Source organism: Nostoc sp. (genome assembly GCF_036918245.1).
Lineage (GTDB): Bacteria > Cyanobacteriota > Cyanobacteriia > Cyanobacteriales > Nostocaceae > Nostoc.
On sequence record NZ_JBALEF010000100.1, the window covers coordinates 24,679 to 40,982 of the forward strand.

Annotated in this window: 13 protein-coding genes and 1 pseudogene; 8 read left to right on the forward strand and 6 right to left on the reverse strand. The window is 41.5% G+C overall.

Going from position 1 to position 16,304, the window contains the following annotated elements; all coding sequences use genetic code 11:
* Together V7L12_RS28780 and V7L12_RS28785 are read right to left on the reverse strand one after the other, a co-directional pair.
* Window positions 1-348, reverse strand: coding sequence for an STAS-like domain-containing protein (locus V7L12_RS28780; RefSeq protein ID WP_335089591.1), 348 nt, complete (start codon window positions 346-348; stop codon window positions 1-3).
* 16 nt (window positions 349-364) lie between these two features.
* A complete protein-coding gene (locus tag V7L12_RS28785) occupies window positions 365-1,282 on the reverse strand; it encodes a hypothetical protein (RefSeq protein ID WP_335089592.1) in 918 nt (305 codons plus the stop codon).
* A gap of 294 nt (window positions 1,283-1,576) precedes the next feature.
* On the opposite strand from V7L12_RS28785, the gene V7L12_RS28790 reads away from it, so the two are divergent.
* The 5 genes and pseudogenes from V7L12_RS28790 (at window position 1,577) to V7L12_RS28810 (ending at window position 6,222) form a co-directional block, all read left to right on the forward strand.
* Window positions 1,577-3,502, forward strand: a complete 1,926-nt coding sequence (locus tag V7L12_RS28790; RefSeq protein ID WP_335089594.1) for a heavy metal translocating P-type ATPase — start codon at window positions 1,577-1,579, stop codon at window positions 3,500-3,502.
* Window positions 3,503-3,579: 77 nt separating this feature from the next.
* A pseudogene (locus tag V7L12_RS28795) lies at window positions 3,580-3,669 on the forward strand (IS1 family transposase); the annotation flags it as partial.
* A 53-nt stretch (window positions 3,670-3,722) separates the two neighbouring features.
* Window positions 3,723-4,583: a 16S rRNA (cytidine(1402)-2'-O)-methyltransferase gene (gene rsmI, locus V7L12_RS28800; protein ID WP_335089596.1), complete on the forward strand. Its 861-nt coding sequence runs from the start codon at window positions 3,723-3,725 to the stop codon at window positions 4,581-4,583.
* 389 nt (window positions 4,584-4,972) lie between these two features.
* A complete protein-coding gene (locus tag V7L12_RS28805) occupies window positions 4,973-5,251 on the forward strand; it encodes a GlsB/YeaQ/YmgE family stress response membrane protein (protein ID WP_292738193.1) in 279 nt (92 codons plus the stop codon).
* 59 nt (window positions 5,252-5,310) lie between these two features.
* Complete coding sequence (locus V7L12_RS28810) at window positions 5,311-6,222, forward strand: hypothetical protein (RefSeq protein WP_335089598.1); 912 nt, start codon at window positions 5,311-5,313, stop codon at window positions 6,220-6,222.
* 387 nt (window positions 6,223-6,609) lie between these two features.
* On the opposite strand, the gene V7L12_RS28815 is transcribed toward V7L12_RS28810, so the two are convergent.
* Window positions 6,610-6,867, reverse strand: coding sequence for a hypothetical protein (locus V7L12_RS28815; RefSeq protein ID WP_335089600.1), 258 nt, complete (start codon window positions 6,865-6,867; stop codon window positions 6,610-6,612).
* 371 nt (window positions 6,868-7,238) lie between these two features.
* Between V7L12_RS28815 and V7L12_RS28820 the strand changes: the two genes are divergently transcribed.
* Window positions 7,239-10,880, forward strand: coding sequence for a response regulator (locus V7L12_RS28820; protein WP_335089602.1), 3,642 nt, complete (start codon window positions 7,239-7,241; stop codon window positions 10,878-10,880).
* 219 nt (window positions 10,881-11,099) lie between these two features.
* On the opposite strand, the gene V7L12_RS28825 is transcribed toward V7L12_RS28820, so the two are convergent.
* The 3 genes from V7L12_RS28825 to V7L12_RS28835 all read right to left on the reverse strand — a co-directional run bounded on the left by V7L12_RS28825 (window position 11,100) and on the right by V7L12_RS28835 (window position 13,485).
* The gene (locus tag V7L12_RS28825; RefSeq protein ID WP_335089604.1) at window positions 11,100-11,297 is read right to left on the reverse strand and encodes a hypothetical protein; all 198 of its coding nucleotides are present in this window, start codon (window positions 11,295-11,297) and stop codon (window positions 11,100-11,102) included.
* A gap of 274 nt (window positions 11,298-11,571) precedes the next feature.
* Window positions 11,572-12,588: a ribose-phosphate pyrophosphokinase gene (locus tag V7L12_RS28830; RefSeq protein WP_335089606.1), complete on the reverse strand. Its 1,017-nt coding sequence runs from the start codon at window positions 12,586-12,588 to the stop codon at window positions 11,572-11,574.
* 693 nt (window positions 12,589-13,281) lie between these two features.
* Window positions 13,282-13,485, reverse strand: coding sequence for a hypothetical protein (locus V7L12_RS28835; RefSeq protein WP_335089608.1), 204 nt, complete (start codon window positions 13,483-13,485; stop codon window positions 13,282-13,284).
* Window positions 13,486-13,770: 285 nt separating this feature from the next.
* On the opposite strand from V7L12_RS28835, the gene V7L12_RS28840 reads away from it, so the two are divergent.
* Complete coding sequence (locus tag V7L12_RS28840; protein ID WP_335089610.1) at window positions 13,771-15,513, forward strand: protein kinase domain-containing protein; 1,743 nt, start codon at window positions 13,771-13,773, stop codon at window positions 15,511-15,513.
* A complete protein-coding gene (bioD, locus tag V7L12_RS28845; protein WP_335089612.1) occupies window positions 15,513-16,208 on the forward strand; it encodes a dethiobiotin synthase in 696 nt (231 codons plus the stop codon). The genes V7L12_RS28840 and bioD overlap by 1 nt, the downstream gene beginning before the upstream one ends.
* Window positions 16,209-16,304: the final 96 nt, after the last annotated feature.

The window sequence follows — 16,304 nt, forward strand, 5'->3', positions numbered from 1 at the left end:
TTAAAAAGTTGCAGCTTGCTCTGCGATCGCTGCATCAACCGCATTACGAAATTGCTCATCGGAATAGTAATGCTTGGCATTGACAATCACACGCTCAAGAACATTCCACCCCTCAGAACTTATAGCGGTGAACTCAACCAGTCGATTCAGGTTATCTGCTGGAATATCTTTCAACAGATGAGCGATCGCAAAGTTGAAAAAAGGAGAAGCAAAGACCTGAACTCCAGTAAAATCTAATTCTACAGGGTTGCCAGCAAGCAGAACTGGATGAATCTGGTCATATACCTTCTGCCCATTCTCAGCGCTGATAGCGTATTTTCCGATAAAATCAAAAATTTTGTATGCCATTCCTCTATCTCCCTGTTTAAAATAACCGCTTCTTAAGTTGATGAGCTTCAGTTGCTAGGCAGTAGTAAGATTCATCACAGCGAAGTGCAATATTAATTAAGGTTCCCCTGAAATTAGTACCTTTGTTCTCATATATAATATTATCGCCTATATTGACATATCCGTCATTACTAAAAATTGTAAGGTTTCCATGATTTTTTACGATGAACTCCTGCAATAAATTTAAGCCTGCGCCACGAGAGATACTGTCTTGCTTAGTGCTATTTCCAGGCTCGAACGCCCACTTTAGTGCCTCATTAGCAGTCTTGTCTGAGTTCTGAGATAGAGAGCGAACACTAGTAGGAATACCAATACCAAAGTCGATGACCGTCAGATGAAGAAAACCAAGCTTGGGATAATGCTGACCGCAGCTGAACACCCCCATAGCAGATTGACTATGATCAAATGCATTAAAATATATCTCTAAGACTCGCCCTGTAATTGCATCTTGTAGTCTTGGACTGATATTGACCCAACCTTTGCCCAGCCAATTATATTTCAGGTAATCTGCAATAGCATAAAAATCTTGATGAAGATCATTCCGGTAAGGTATGGAGTTGCCGTCCCAGGGTTTCCTGTCACAACCAAAAGCACACAGGAAGCCATTCTGAGCCAAGTTCATACTAATTTTCTCTGGAAGTGTATTCCAATCGAAAGCAAGAGAGCCGCCACGAGCTTTGATAAAACGGAATAGTCCCCCCAAAAAAGCAACGCCGTAGTGTCCCAAGAATTCACAGTAGTGAAAATCTACTTTGATATTTAAGCAATCTTGGGGTAACTGCTCAATTTCATCCCTGAGTTTGAATAACTTATTAAAATGATAGAGATTGTCATCAATTGTGGTTACATAAAGAATTAAATTTGGTTGGTTTTTAGTCTCTAAGAGCAAGGTCACTCCAACTATTACAGATATTTATTATTTATTTGTATCTTGAACTTTAACACTGCTATCAACACGATTTAGCGCTTTTTTGCGATTGCAAAGCGTGCCACAGGCAATCACTTTCATCCTCCGATCAAAAATTTGAAGATTTACAAATTAGCACACCATACTCAGAATAAAACACGCATGAACATACAAAATCACTCTGCAAACCTACCCACTCTACGTTTCAAAATCATTATAAGCCTTGACATTAACATCAATGTCAAGGTTTAGCGTAAGAGAGTCCTTGTTAATTCACTTTTCATGCTCTATCCCCAACGTTTAAGCCAATTCACCAGAGAACACGCAGATACCGTAGCCGCCCTTTTGTGTGGATTCCTATTATTTCTCGGATGGTTAGCCTTGCATCTCGGTTGGTTAGGATTGGCGTTCCTGTTGCTACCCGCTGCTTATGTAATTGGTGGTTACGAAAGTGCGCGAGAAGGATTAACTACTCTTTTCAAAGAAAAAGAACTCGATGTAGATTTACTGATGATTGTGGCGGCGATTGGTGCTGCTAGTCTCGGCTTATGGCGAAGAGAATATCATCTAATTATTGATGGGGCAATTTTGATTCTAATCTTTGCTATCAGTGGCGCATTAGAAGGCTATGCAATGCAGCGAACTGAGCGGAGTATCCGCAGTTTGATGAGCCTGACACCAGATACAGCGAGGGTTTTACTTCAGGGAAGGGAAGAGGAAATTCCTATCACTCAGCTAAAAGTCGGTGATAAAATTGTCGTCAAACCTGGAGAGTTAATTCCTACTGATGGAATAATTTTATCTGGTTACAGCACCCTCAATCAAGCTGCAATTACAGGCGAGTCTTTACCTGTAGAGAAAACGGTGGGCGCAGAAGTATTTGCCGGTACACTCAACGGCTATGGTGCATTGCAAATTAAAGTACACAAACCAGCCCAAAGCAGTTTGATTCAGCGGGTGATTCGTTTGGTAGAACAAGCGCAGACAGAAGCACCACCTTCCCAAGAGTTTATCGATCGCTTTGAAAAAGGATATGCCAAAGTCATTGTAGTAGCCGGAATATTACTGGCAACTTTACCGCCATTTCTCTGGGGTTGGGATTGGGAAACAACAATTTATCGCGCTCTTACCTTCCTTGTGGTGGCTTCTCCCTGTGCGTTGATGGCTGCAATTATGCCCACCCTGCTTTCAGGAATCGCCAATGGTGCAAGACAGGGGATTTTGTTTAAAAATGGGGCGCAGTTGGAGAAAATTGGCAAAGTCCGAGCGATCGCATTTGATAAAACTGGTACTCTAACAACAGGACAGTTGCAGGTATTTCAGGTAATTACAAGTAGTAAATACACTAACAATGATGTATTAAAAACTGCTGTTAGTGTAGAATTATCTTCCGAACATCCCATCGGTAAGGCAATTGTACAGGCGGCTGGTGATTTAAATTGGGTTGGTGCAATCGAAGTGCAAGCTATACCGGGACAGGGAATTGTCGGAATTGCTCAAGAACAACAGGTAATTGTCGGGAATGCCATTTTTGTGCAGCAGTATGTAACAAATTTACCTGAAGAATTGCAAGAAATAGTTCAATCTTGGGAGCAAGACGGTAAAACGGTGGTTTGGGTAGCACGGGGAACAGAGGTGATGGGTGTAATTGCGATCGCAGATGAGGTGAGAGTCGAAGCAGCCGCAACCATCAGCAGATTAAAGAAACTGGGAGTTGAACAAATTGTTATGTTAACCGGGGATAATCAGGAAACTGCTCACAGTGTCGCCAAAGCAGTAGGAATTGATCGGGTATATGCCCAACTTCTACCAGAAGATAAGCTGAATGTTATCCGCAGTTTACAGCAACAATATCAAACAGTTGCAATGGTAGGCGATGGAATCAATGATGCACCAGCTTTAGCGCAAGCATCTGTGGGTATAGCGATGGGAGTATCTGGTAGCGATGTGGCATTGGAAACCGCAGATATAGTACTGATGGCAGACAGGTTAGAAAAAATTGCTGTAGCGATGCATTTAGGCAGGCGATGCCTACGGCGGCAAGCTACGCAACTCATAGTAAAACAAAATATAGTTGTAGCGTTGAGTTTCATTATGTTGCTTTTAGTCGGCAACTTTCTAGGAAATATTAACTTACCCATCGGCGTCATTGGCCATGAAGGTTCCAGAGTGTTAGTTACTCTCAGTGGACTAAGATTATTGAAATAAGATAAAACGCAATACAGTTCAGAATGAGCAACAAAACCCAGATGTAGAGACGCGATAAATCGCGTCTTAAAAGACCAGAAATACCCGAAATTACTGAAATTGATGAATTAGAAACTTTCGTCGGGTCAAAAAACAAAATTTGGGTATGGAATGTAATCAATACTCAATTTGCATTAGACGTAAATTATTATTTTGAACTTTTAACTCTTAACTCTTGCTCATGCAAACCGATCCAAAACCAGGAACACTTTACGTTGTCGGCACACCAATTGGCAATCTGGAAGATATCACCTTTCGGGCGGTACGAATTTTGCAAACTGTGGATATCATTGCTGCGGAAGACACGCGTCATACTGGGAAACTGCTACAGCATTTTCAAGTTAAAACGCCCCAGGTGAGTTACCACGAACACAATCGTACCAGCCGTATTCCAGAATTATTAGAGCATTTAGTTAATAATAAAGCGATCGCTCTTGTGAGTGATGCTGGGATGCCAGGTATTTCCGATCCTGGATATGAACTGGTGAAAGCCTGTATTGAGGCGGGAATTCCAGTAGTTCCGATTCCTGGCGCTAGTGCAGCAATTACCGCTTTGAGTGCAGCTGGACTACCAACAGATCGATTTGTCTTTGAAGGCTTTCTCCCAGCTAAAACCCAACAGAGACAAGAACATTTAGAATCTCTGCAAACAGAATCTCGCACATTGATTTTCTACGAATCGCCGCACCGTTTGCGAGATACTTTGCAAGACTTAGCAGAGGTTTGGGGAAGCGATCGCCAAATTGTGCTAGGACGGGAGTTAACTAAATTGTATGAGGAATTTTGGCGGGGGACAATTGCCGAAGCGATCGCTTACTACACTCAACGAGAACCCCAAGGTGAATATACATTAGTAGTAGCCGGAATTCCAGCCAGTCAGCCCCAACTGACAGAAGAAGAATTGAAAGCCGAATTGAAACAGTTAATTAGTCAAGGAATATCGCGATCTCAAGCTAGCCGTCAGTTAGCAAAATTTACCTCCCTTCCCCGTCGCCAACTTTATCAACTAGCTCTTTCTATAGTCTTCAGTCCTGAGCCTTAAACGGCTGATATCGCTTTTTTTTAAATTAAAAATCTAGATGTAAAATGTATATATTTCTTTATTATTTCTTCCCTTTGTGTCCTTCTCTACGAGATACTATGCTTACTGATACAGGCAAGCAAGCTACACGTCGTATCTCATATAGAAGGCAATTAGCTTCTTTATCTACATCTTGTATGATGTCAAATAAGACTGCTATACAAATACTTGAATGTACAGAATGTTACTAATTTGTATATTCATCCTCAAAGACGACCTGGTGAATATTCAAATGATGTCTAAAGATTTCTGATATTAGTTCTTTAGATAGATCGGAAATTTTGGAGGCAAACTTTAGTATGAAAGAGTCAAATGCAAACAAAGCAGATTCTCAGTGAAGGAGAAATTCGATGACTAACATTATTGCTTGGTTGGTTTTGGGTTTAATTGCAGGTGCGTTAGCTAAGTTATTTTATCCTGGAACCCAAGGTGGCGGTATTATCTCTACCATTATATTAGGAATCCTTGGAGCCGTATTGGGTGGTTATTTGGGTCAAGTATTGTTAGGAAGTAGTTCGGCAGCAGCTGCATCTGTAGGAGCTTTATCTCTGGGAAGCATTTTATTTGCTGTGATTGGTGCAATGATACTAATTTTCCTTTGGGGTTTACTGACTCGTCGAGCTGTGTAATTACCTCAAATTTAGGTAACAATTTTGGGAATCACTTCTAACTGCAATAAACCGATAAAATGACATTAGAAAAAGAGCGAAGAACTATAGGAGTTTTCGCTGGGTATTCCGATGCACAATTGGTACTAAAGGAACTAAAAGCTTCTAATTTTCCAATGGACAAAGTTTCTGTTATTGCACGGAATACAGAAGAAAAAACTGATATTGCTGGTGTTGAAATTATAAAAAACACTGGCAATACATCCTCAGAAGATGCTGCTGGAGCCGTTGCTAGTGATGCTTTCAAGGGTCTTACTGAATTATCAGTCAGTGTAGCCCTCTTAGTAATTCCTGGTATAGGCTCAGTTATCTTAGCTGGATCGGAAGTAACTGCGATCGCTAGCACTTTAGCAGGTGGTTTGCCTGCTTTGTTCCTAAGTTTAGGAATTTCTGAAAAGCAAGCACAGGGTTATAGCGATCTTGTCTGTAAAGGTTACTGTTTGGTGATCGTAACCGGTATAGACATAGAAATTCGTCTTGCCAAAAGGATTTTTAATCGCCGTGATATTCAACAATGGGGGGTTTATGAGCCATACTCAACCCCAAATAATCGTTATAGACACGCACTTGGTGTTTTTTATCGGCATCAAGACGCAGAAAGAGCGCTTACTGAACTGAAAACCGCTGGCTTTCCGATGAGTCAAATATCAGTAGTTGCTAAAAACACAAGTGTAATAAGTGATATTATTGAGGCAAATATCAGCAGTTCCCAAGATAACTACACTAATTTAGGAATTTCTGATGATCTAGCCAGAGATTATGAGCATCATCTGACCCTTGGGCATTACTTGTTAGTACTAAAAGGTACTGATATCTATGTAGCAGGTGCAAGAGCTATTTTAGAGAGTAACAAGATTCAACATTTTAGTATCTATAGCCAATCTGAACTTGATGCCGCTAAAAGTGATCGCCAGGTTATTACGAACTTCTGATTAAACGTCAAGTTAATATCAAGAGGTTTTACAACACACCGTAATTATATTCCTGAAACTTATTATATAGTACAAGAGTATTGCTTGTACTATATAATAAGTTTAGTACTTCTATGGGTATAGGTTGCCTTTTGAAACCTTAACTTTCCAGTAGAATGAATACTGCTTGCGATAACTAAGGTTACGGTTGCTGTGTAGAGTGATGTACAATGGTATAGATATTATCATATCCAACAGTAAAAGCCACTGTATTTAGCGTTCATATAAATTGTGTTTTAATAAGTTTAATTTTAACTATCCGGCTGCTTAATTTTACTATCCAGCCGTTTTTTCAAACCCAAAGTTATTTAACCATCACAAGAGAATATTAAATGAGTATTGAATTATTTAATATTCCTCAAGGTTTTTTGAGAAAAAGGTGATGTCAATATTAAACCTAACCAAGAAGAGGGTAGTCTTCAAGTAAAATAGTAGTTTCGTAACCAATCCTCCCATATCCGGTTCTAAACCCATTTCCATTTCTACAAGATAAGACCAGTGACCAGAGTTACGATAGCATTGTATTATGGTTCCCAATCCACCGATAAATTCTACATTTTGACCTTTGCAAAATTTAGGTCTTGCTAGGTTAATTACTGTACTCATAAGAGCCACCATTCTTTAGTAAAATCTAATGTTAAATTTATAATCTAAAAATAAGTGTTTAATTATCCACTGCAAGATTCAATTACAAAATAAGGTAAATGCTTCTTTGGAAATAAGTTATACTATCTAATGATTTATTTTTAATAAAAGAAGCAAAATATTGATAAAATATTATTTATATAAATATAATTAAATAATTATTTAAAATAAAGTTAAATATATAAAAATCTGAGGATAAAAATGATAGTAGTTAGTGCGCAAACAACTAGCCATATCCCAGATGAACGAAATATTATACATTTATTTTGGATAGCAAAACACAATCATAATAGTCTCAAAAACAAAAATAATTTGAATACCTGCCTGGAATAATGTTGAACCGTTTGAAGATTGGAACCAAGATTGGAGTAAGTTTTGCCCTGAGTTTGGCAACTCTGACCACCATTGGTCTAATCTCCTACCAAAGCACGAATCAGCTAGTTGAAACTTCGCGCCAAGAAAGCCATACTTACCAGGTGTTAAGTCAGCTTGAAGACCTCAACTTGCAACTGACAAATGCTGAAACTGGGCAACGTGGTTACGTTCTGACTGGAGAACAGCGCTATTTAGAACCGTATAATGCAGCCATTCAAGTACTGGATCAAAAATTTAAGGATCTTCAGAATTTAACAACAGATAATCCCAAGCAGCAACAGCAGCTGGATATTTTACAGCCATTAATCACTCAGAAGCTGGACGAACTTAAAGAAACTATCGATTTGCGCCAAAACCAAGGTTTTGAAGCTTCTCAGAAGGTGGTTCTGACAGACCGAGGCAAGCAGCTAATGAGTGAAATCCGCAAAGTTATCCAGACGATGGAACATGAGGAGAATACACTGCTAAAACAGCGCTCTGAGAAGGCACAAGCAGCTGCTCGGCAAACACTCGCCACTATTATTTATAGTATTCCCTTATTTTCTTTGCTCTTAGCTTTGATCGGATTCGCCCTGACCAGACATATCTCAGCACCGCTAAAGCGAGTTTCTGATTTGGCTCAAAAGTTGGCAGATGGGGATTTATCTGTAAGTTTACCAGATAGCGATCGCCAAGATGAAATTGGTGTGTTGACGCGCACCTTTAACCAGATGATCGTTAATCTCCGAAACACAACTCAAAAAAATGACGAGCAAAACTGGCTAAAATCTAACTTAGCTGAATTTACCCAGATGCTCCAAGGGCAGCGAAATCTGGAAAGTGTGTCTAGTCTGATCTTGTCGAATTTAGCACCACTGGTTGGAGCATCGCAGGGCGTTTTTTATGTAATGGACTCTATAGACGACCAGCCTGTGCTGAAGTTGTTGAGTGGTTATGCTTACAAAGAGCGGAAAAACCTAGCAAATCAGTTTCGCTTGGGTGAGGGATTGGTGGGACAATGCGCCCTAGAAAAACAAAGAATCCTCCTCACGGAAGTTCCCAGTGACTATATCCGTATCAGTTCCGGCTTGGGAGAAGCACCACCGCTAAATATTATTGTCTTGCCCATACTATTTGAAGCGCAGGTAAATGCTGTAATTGAACTTGCCTCTTTTGGATCTTTTAACCCATTGCATCTAACATTTTTAGAGCAATTGAGTGAAAATCTGGGTGTATTTTTAAATAACATCGCCTCACAATTGCAAACACAGCAACTACTTGAAGAGTCTGTTGCTTTAACAGAAGAACTGCAAACCCAGCAAGAAGAACTACAGCAAAGCAATCAACGCTTGGAAGAACAGGCACACGAGTTAGAAGAATCACAATTTCTTGTCAAGCAATCTAACGAAGAATTACAACAATTAAATGAGGAGCTAGAAGAAAAGGCAGAATTGTTAGAAGTTCAAAATCGGGAAGTGGTTCGCAAAAACCAGGAAGTTGAGCGGGCGAGGCAGTCTTTTGAAGAAAAAGCTGAACAACTGGCTTTGTCTTCCAAATATAAATCGGAATTTCTCGCGAACATGTCCCACGAGCTGCGGACACCGTTAAATAGCCTATTAATTTTAGCAAGGCTGCTAGCAGATAACTCTCTTAACAACTTGACCGACAAACAGGTAGAGTACAGCCGGACTATCTACTCGGCTGGGACTGATTTGCTGGAATTGATCAATGACATTCTAGATTTGGCAAAAATTGAGTCAGGTACTATGTCGCTCGATATTGAGCAAATTGCTCTTGCAGATTTGGAGACATCTCTAGAGCAGACTTTTTGGCAAGTTGCCCACAAGAAAGAACTCAGTTTTACTATTGAACTGGATGAGAAGTTACCACCGACAATTTATAACGACTCCAAACGTCTGCAACAAGTGCTGAAAAATCTCCTAGCTAATGCCTTTAAATTTACAGAACAGGGAGGCGTGAAGTTACAAATTAGCATGGCAGATGAGGCAGCCCAACTTGATAAGCCCATGATTGCTTTTGCTGTCAGCGACACGGGCATAGGCATTCCAGCCGAAAAGCAGAAGATTATTTTCGAGGCATTTCAACAGGCAGATGGTACCACCAGTCGCAAGTACGGCGGAACTGGCTTGGGCTTGTCCATCAGCCGTGAATTAGCTCAACTGTTGGGAGGGAGAATTGAACTACTCAGCCAACCAGGAGAGGGAAGCACCTTCACCCTTTATTTGCCCAGACGACAGGAAAAAAATGGTCAAAATATCACTACACCACCCCTTGAGCCAACCAGCTCTATCCGCACAGCATCGACCATCAAAGAACTGCCAATGGTGGAAAACAGACCGACAACTGTGGACATCTCTTCATCAGTAAAAGTACTTCCCAGCTTACCCAACGATATTCCAGATGACCGGGAAATAATTCAACCGGGCGATCGCATTTTGCTAATTATCGAGGATGACGATAAATTCGCCCGCATCTTACTAGATATGGCACGTCAGCAAGGCTTTAAAACCATCGTTGCTTTACAGAGTAAACAAGGTTTAGCACTAGCGCAACAGTTTAAACCGAATGCGATTATGCTAGATATCCACATGCCAGAGATGGATGGTTGGACGGTGCTGGATCGTCTGAAGCATAAACCAGATACCAGACATATACCAGTACACATACTTTCTGTTGATGAAAGACAACAACGGGGATTACAGCTGGGAGCGATTACCTATTTACAAAAACCCGTGTCTCCAGAAGCGCTAACTCAGGTATTGACTGAGATTAAAGGCTTTATTGAACGTCAGGTAAAAAATCTCCTGATCGTAGAAGATGACGCAGTACAAGCCCAAAGTATTATCGAACTGATTGGTAACAGCGATGTCCAGAGTACAGCAGTGGGTACGGGGGCAGAAGCCCTCTCGATTTTGCGATCGCATCACTTTGATTGTATGGTAATGGATCTCGGTCTGCCCGATATGAGCGGATTTACCCTAATTGAGCAGATAAAACTTGAACCCAGGCTTTTGAAACTGCCGATAATTGTTTACACCGGCAAAGAACTCAGCCGACAAGAAGAAACCCAGCTGCGGGGACTTGCAGAGACAATTATTATTAAAAATGTGCGATCGCCAGAGCGGTTGTTAGACGAAACTGCCCTATTTTTGCATCGAGTGCAAGCAAATTTGCCCACACCAAAGCGGCAAATGCTAGAGCAATTACATCAAACTGACCCGGTGCTGACTAATCGGAAAATTTTGATTGTAGATGATGACCTGCGAAATATTTTTGCCCTGACCAGCTTTTTAGAAAGCTATCAAATGCAAGTGCTATTTGCCGAAAACGGTAGAGATGGCATAGAGAGGCTACAAACTAATCCTGAAATTAATATAGTTTTAATGGATATCATGATGCCGGAAATGGATGGTTACGAAACCACCCGCGCCATCCGCCAGCAACAACAGTTTCGCTCACTACCAATCATTGCTTTAACTGCTAAAGCCATGCCAGGTGACAAGGAAAAGTGCATTGAAGCTGGGGCTTCTGACTACATTACCAAACCTGTAGATACTGAGCAACTGCTTTCACTACTCCGAGTTTGGCTGTATCGGTAAAAAAGAAGAGAGTAGGGCAGGGGAAACGCATCTTATTTTGACCTTTGGGGCTTTGGATAAGCAAATGTATTAGGACTTACGCACACTCTAAGAATTTTTCTGGTGCGTCCGCTCTGCGTTTGCGTTGGCGCAGCCGAAGGTAGAGAAGGCGCTCTTGGCGTTTCTCCCTTGGCGCTAGCTTCTCCTAAAGGGAGAAGCTACCATCTGCACACAAGTCTTTTATAGTTGCTGCGTAACGTAGGGTGGGCTAATCTTTACAGGTTGATGCATTGGCATTGCGGGTCGATGCATTGGCATCACAGGTCGATGCATTGGCATTGCGGGTCGATGCATTGGCATCACAGGTCGATGCATTGGCATCACAGGTCGATGCATTGGCATTGCAGGTCGATGCATTGGCATTGCAGGTCGATGCATTGGCGTGGTACGGCGCTAGCCTATGGGTAAAATAAATTGCAGCTTTACGAATAAACGGTATAACAAAAGCATTCTCCTGATCTCCCTCATTCCTAAATTGTTCACAACTCTGTATATAGCAAAAGCCTTGGTGATTAGGACATCAATAGATGATAAAACTTAGACACAAAGCGAAAAGTCGGAGCGGCGGCTTCCGCCGATCTGAACTTTTCAAGACAAAGACTTTTCACCCAGTCCCTAGTCACCAGTCCCTTGCTATAACACGAATCACAGTCTAGCGGAACATACTACTAACTGAAGTATCTTCATGAATTCGCCAGATAGTTTCTCCCAATAGATTAGCTACTGACAGCACCACTAGTTGTGAAAAACGATTGTTTTCTGGTATTGGAATGGTATTGGTGACAATGACTTCCTCAAACAAGCCACTGGACAACCGCTCCATCGCTGGTGGAGAGAATACCGCATGAGTTGCACAGGCATATACCTGACGCGCTCCTTCTTCACGCAGTAATCGCGCTCCTTCTGCGATCGTGCCCCCAGTGTCAATCATGTCATCTACTAACACTGCCGTTTTGCCTTTAACATCACCAATGACATTTAACACTTCTGCAACATTATGAGCCTGACGACGTTTGTCAATAATCGCCAGTGGAGCATCACCCAGTTTTTTCGCAAATGCCCTAGCTCGTGCTACACCACCAACATCGGGAGAAACAACCACCAGATCGGGAAGTTGTTTGCTGGCTAGATAATCTAGCAATACTGGTGAACCGTAAACATGGTCAAAGGGTATATCGAAATATCCTTGAATCTGAGCCGAGTGTAAATCCATTGCGAGAACGCGGTTGGCACCGGCTTCGGTGATCAAGTTAGCAACCAGCTTGGCGGTTATTGACTCTCGTCCTGCCGTTTTGCGATCGGCACGAGCATAGCCATAGTAGGGAATTACTGCCGTTACCTGTCGCGCAGAAGCTCGACGACAGGCGTCAACCATAATCAATAATTCCATCAAATGATCGTTGACGGGTTGACAACATGGCTGGATTAAATAGACATCACAACCCCGAATCGATTCTTGGATTTGAACGTAAAGTTCTCCATCCGCAAATCTTTTGCGAATCATTGGCCCCAAGTCCATGCCCAGATAACGAGCGACTTCTTGAGACAGTTGTAAATTGGCAGAGCCAGAAAACAGCCGCAGGCGATGATTATCGTTCAGTCCTGTTGCAGATGGTTGCACTTTGAAAGTTGCAGAACTGAGCACAGCAGATCCTCTATGTGCATTCATAGCAATATTATCATTAGAGATTTAATAGATTTAACCAAGAAATAGCCTAAACAAACATCTGTAAGTTTTATTGAAGCTTCCATACACAATTTAAACATTTTTGCATAAACTTATTATTCGCTAATTATCTAGTTTTCTTGGCAAACAAGCTATTGATAGCTTAACTAACATCAAGTCCATGCACTAGGTTTATAGTTCAATTTTTTGGTTGAGGTAAATAACCCTAATCGCTTAAACATTATTGGTGTGGTAGGTTCTTCTCATTACCTCATTGATAGCTGACAGTAAAGCATTGACAACTTTAGTAATATTAAAGAGTTTGTCCTCACACAGTATAGCACCTCTCCCTAAGTAGTAAATTGTATCTTATTGCTCTAAAAATTACGGATTGACAAAAACGACAATCATACAGGATTAGAAGAGGCTAGCAGTGGACAAAATTACTCCACGTACAAGCACGTTTTTAGATAAAGTTTGAAGAAATATTAAATAAATATTAAATAAAGATATTTTTTTGGTACTAAAACATTACTCAATAAAAATAATCCCATCTAAGTAAATACCTGTAAATATTTTTACTTCTAATTTTGTAATTAAATCTAGAAAAGTTGTTCAATATCAATAACATTGTAAATTTTGAACCTAAACCTGAGCATTTTGTCAAGTGTAAACTAGCAATTGCCGATAAATTAGTTAGCACCCGTATTGCTGGTGGGATAAAATTAGTACTGTTGGGTGTGCTGTAATCTTTGGGTGGTTGCGAGCGATCCAGTTGCGTGCAGCGATAACTGCCTCTGCCCTGCGACTCAAACGAATGATAATTTTGGATGTTGGGGCGATCGCCGCTCCAATAAATTTGGTAAATAGCCCAAATTTAGGATCAAAGAGAAACGCCATCTAGCTCAAAAAACAATTGGCAAAATCAAGATTTGTAGGTGATTTGTATAACCTGGATTCTCAAGTTAATTTTGTATATTTCAAAATTTATGGTTTTTCTAGGAAGAGAAATTGAATTGAGGATTGGGGACTCTTAAGTTATGGAGTAGGAAACAACCTTGCTCTGGTGGAGTGTAGTGGTTGAGTATAGTAGAATATTGCCGCAGGTAACTGTCCGTCGCCTCTTGGACTTAATCTTTGTGGGTGACTTCCTCCTCAGTTGCTACTACACTCAATCAATCGATCATGCAACCACCGATTACAGTTGGCACTGTCTTGCAAAACCGTTACCGCATAATTCAAATTCTCGGACAAGGAGGATTTGGTAGAACCTATTTGGCAGAAGACCAGAGGCGCTTTAACGAACTTTGCGCGATCAAGGAATTGAATTCAACAGCAAGGTCGGCTTTGGATTGGGAGAGGGCACAAGAGCTTTTTCATCGAGAAGCTGCCATTTTATATCAAATTGAACACCCACAAGTGCCGAAATTCCGGGAGAGATTTGAGCAAGACCAACGCTTATTTTTGGTGGAGGACTACGTTGCAGGTCAGACATACCGAACTCTGCTGGCTGAACGTCAAGCTGTTGGTCAAACTTTCACAGAGGCTGAAGTATTGCAGCTAATACAGATGTTATTGCCTGTTTTAGAGCATATTCACAGTCGAGGAATTATTCACCGGGATATCTCGCCAGAAAACATTATTTTGCGAGATAGTGACGCTAAACCGGTGTTAATTGACTTTGGGGTGGTAAAAGAACTAGCAACACGTTTACGATCGCCAGATAATCCGCTACCAGAAACCACCGTGGGAAAATTAGGCTACTCTCCCAGCGAACAAATGCAAACAGGGGGAGCTTATCCTAGTAGTGATTTGTATGCATTAGCGGTAAGCGCGATTGTTTTGCTGACTGGTAAAGAACCAAAGGATCTATTTGATCAAAACCAACTAACTTGGAATTGGCAACGGTGGGTAAAAGTGAACCCGCGATTTGCCCAGGTTTTGAATCGAATGTTGAATCATATACCGAGCGATCGCTATCAAAGTGCTGCTAGTGTATCTCAAGCACTACAACCTTTACAGGAAGTTACTCTTCCTAATGTAAATGTGTCTAACTTGCAGACAATGGCAGTTGGTCGCCGTCCTGACTTAGTAGCACCAGCAGCTTCGCCCAAGAAACCTGATCCAGTGATTCCACCAAGTCCCACTAGCTCAATTTTGGATAATCCGTTAGCGATCGCCGCAATTGCTATTGCTGTCGTGATCGTAGCAGGATTTGGTTCTTGGGCACTAGTCAGTTCCATCCGCAGTCAGTCAAAAACATCAGATGAGACGCTTCCACAAAATTTCCCTTCACCAGTAATTTCTGGTGGTACTACATTCACACCGACACCGACACCGACACCAACACCGACGCCCACACCCACACCTACTAACGATCGCCCTGTTGTATCTACTAAGCGCCTCAAGCTTACAGCCTCTAACCCAACCACGGTTGAAGGTACTCTCAAAGCAAATCAAATCATCCAGTACAGCTTTTTTGGGCGAGAAGGTGCTAAATTAAACACGTTTATTGACCCAGGAAGCAGCATTCTGCTAACAGTCTTAACTCCCAATGGACAAGCAATTGAGAATACTGCCCAACAAGTCACATTTTATCAAGGCACATTGTTGGTTACTGGTAGATACACTATTGAGTTAACTCTGCTTTCAGGAGTTGCCGAAAGCAATTACAATCTCAATGTTGCATTAGAAAAACCAGTCAAACCAACACCGACAGAAACACCCTTGCCAATTCCCACAGAAACACCCTTGCCAATTCCTACAGAGACACCCTTGCCAATTCCCACAGAAACACCTTTGCCAATTCCCACAGAAACACCTTTGCCAATTCCCACAGAGACACCCTTGCCAATTCCGAACACTACTGAAGCGCCAACTTTTCCGCCGCCTGATGGAACACAACCATTTTCTGGCCAAAGAAATTAATGTTAAACACACTACTGATTACTGGAACTGATACGGAAGCTGGTAAAACTGTTTTAACAACAGCGTTAGCAGCTTATTGGCAAAAATATTACCCGCAGCGTCGCTGGGGAATCATGAAACCGATTCAATCGGGGATTGGCGATCGCGAGTGGTATCAAAAATTATTTGCACTAGAACAATCTGCTGAAGAAATTACACCTTTGTATTTTCAAGCACCTCTTGCTCCTCCTATAGCAGCAGCACGGGAAAATCGCCGAGTAGATTTAGCACTTGTGTGGCAAGCTTTGTCTAAGTTGCGATCGCAGCGTGATTTTGTACTTGTAGAAGCCTTGGGAGGGTTAGGTTCGCCAATAACTGAGGAATTAACGGTAGCTGATTTGGCGGGGGAATGGCGTTTACCAACACTATTGGTAGTACCAGTGAGATTGGGTGCGATCGCTCAAGCAGTGGCGAATGTAGCATTAGCTAGACAATCGCGCGTCAATCTCAAAGGCATTGTTTTAAACTGCGTACAACCCCGAACGGATGCAGAAATAGCCGACTGGACACCATATCAATTGATTCAATCACTTACTAATACGCCAGTTTTAGGCTGCTTACCCTATCTAGATAACCTGACTGATTTAGATAAACTTGCTCAAATAGCATCAGATTTAGATTGGGAAACACTAACACTTGAGAATGATTTAAATTGACATTACTGAAGAAAGGCAGGGGGCAGGGGGCAGGAAGTAAAACTTTTTATGTCTGATTTTAAGTCCTGCACTTTGTACCTGATCTATTTGAAAACT

What these genes read in the sequence shown, in the direction of transcription:
- V7L12_RS28780 (WP_335089591.1), bottom strand. Translation starts at nt 348, where the DNA reads ATGGCATACAAAATTTTTGATTTTATCGGAAAATACGCTATCAGCGCT.
- V7L12_RS28790 (WP_335089594.1), top strand. Translation starts at nt 1,577, where the DNA reads ATGCTCTATCCCCAACGTTTAAGCCAATTCACCAGAGAACACGCAGAT.
- rsmI (WP_335089596.1), top strand. Translation starts at nt 3,723, where the DNA reads ATGCAAACCGATCCAAAACCAGGAACACTTTACGTTGTCGGCACACCA.
- V7L12_RS28805 (WP_292738193.1), top strand. Translation starts at nt 4,973, where the DNA reads ATGACTAACATTATTGCTTGGTTGGTTTTGGGTTTAATTGCAGGTGCG.
- V7L12_RS28810 (WP_335089598.1), top strand. Translation starts at nt 5,311, where the DNA reads ATGACATTAGAAAAAGAGCGAAGAACTATAGGAGTTTTCGCTGGGTAT.
- V7L12_RS28815 (WP_335089600.1), bottom strand. Translation starts at nt 6,867, where the DNA reads ATGAGTACAGTAATTAACCTAGCAAGACCTAAATTTTGCAAAGGTCAA.
- V7L12_RS28820 (WP_335089602.1), top strand. Translation starts at nt 7,239, where the DNA reads ATGTTGAACCGTTTGAAGATTGGAACCAAGATTGGAGTAAGTTTTGCC.
- V7L12_RS28825 (WP_335089604.1), bottom strand. Translation starts at nt 11,297, where the DNA reads ATGCATCGACCTGCAATGCCAATGCATCGACCTGCAATGCCAATGCAT.
- V7L12_RS28830 (WP_335089606.1), bottom strand. Translation starts at nt 12,588, where the DNA reads ATGAATGCACATAGAGGATCTGCTGTGCTCAGTTCTGCAACTTTCAAA.
- V7L12_RS28835 (WP_335089608.1), bottom strand. Translation starts at nt 13,485, where the DNA reads ATGGCGTTTCTCTTTGATCCTAAATTTGGGCTATTTACCAAATTTATT.
- V7L12_RS28840 (WP_335089610.1), top strand. Translation starts at nt 13,771, where the DNA reads ATGCAACCACCGATTACAGTTGGCACTGTCTTGCAAAACCGTTACCGC.
- bioD (WP_335089612.1), top strand. Translation starts at nt 15,513, where the DNA reads ATGTTAAACACACTACTGATTACTGGAACTGATACGGAAGCTGGTAAA.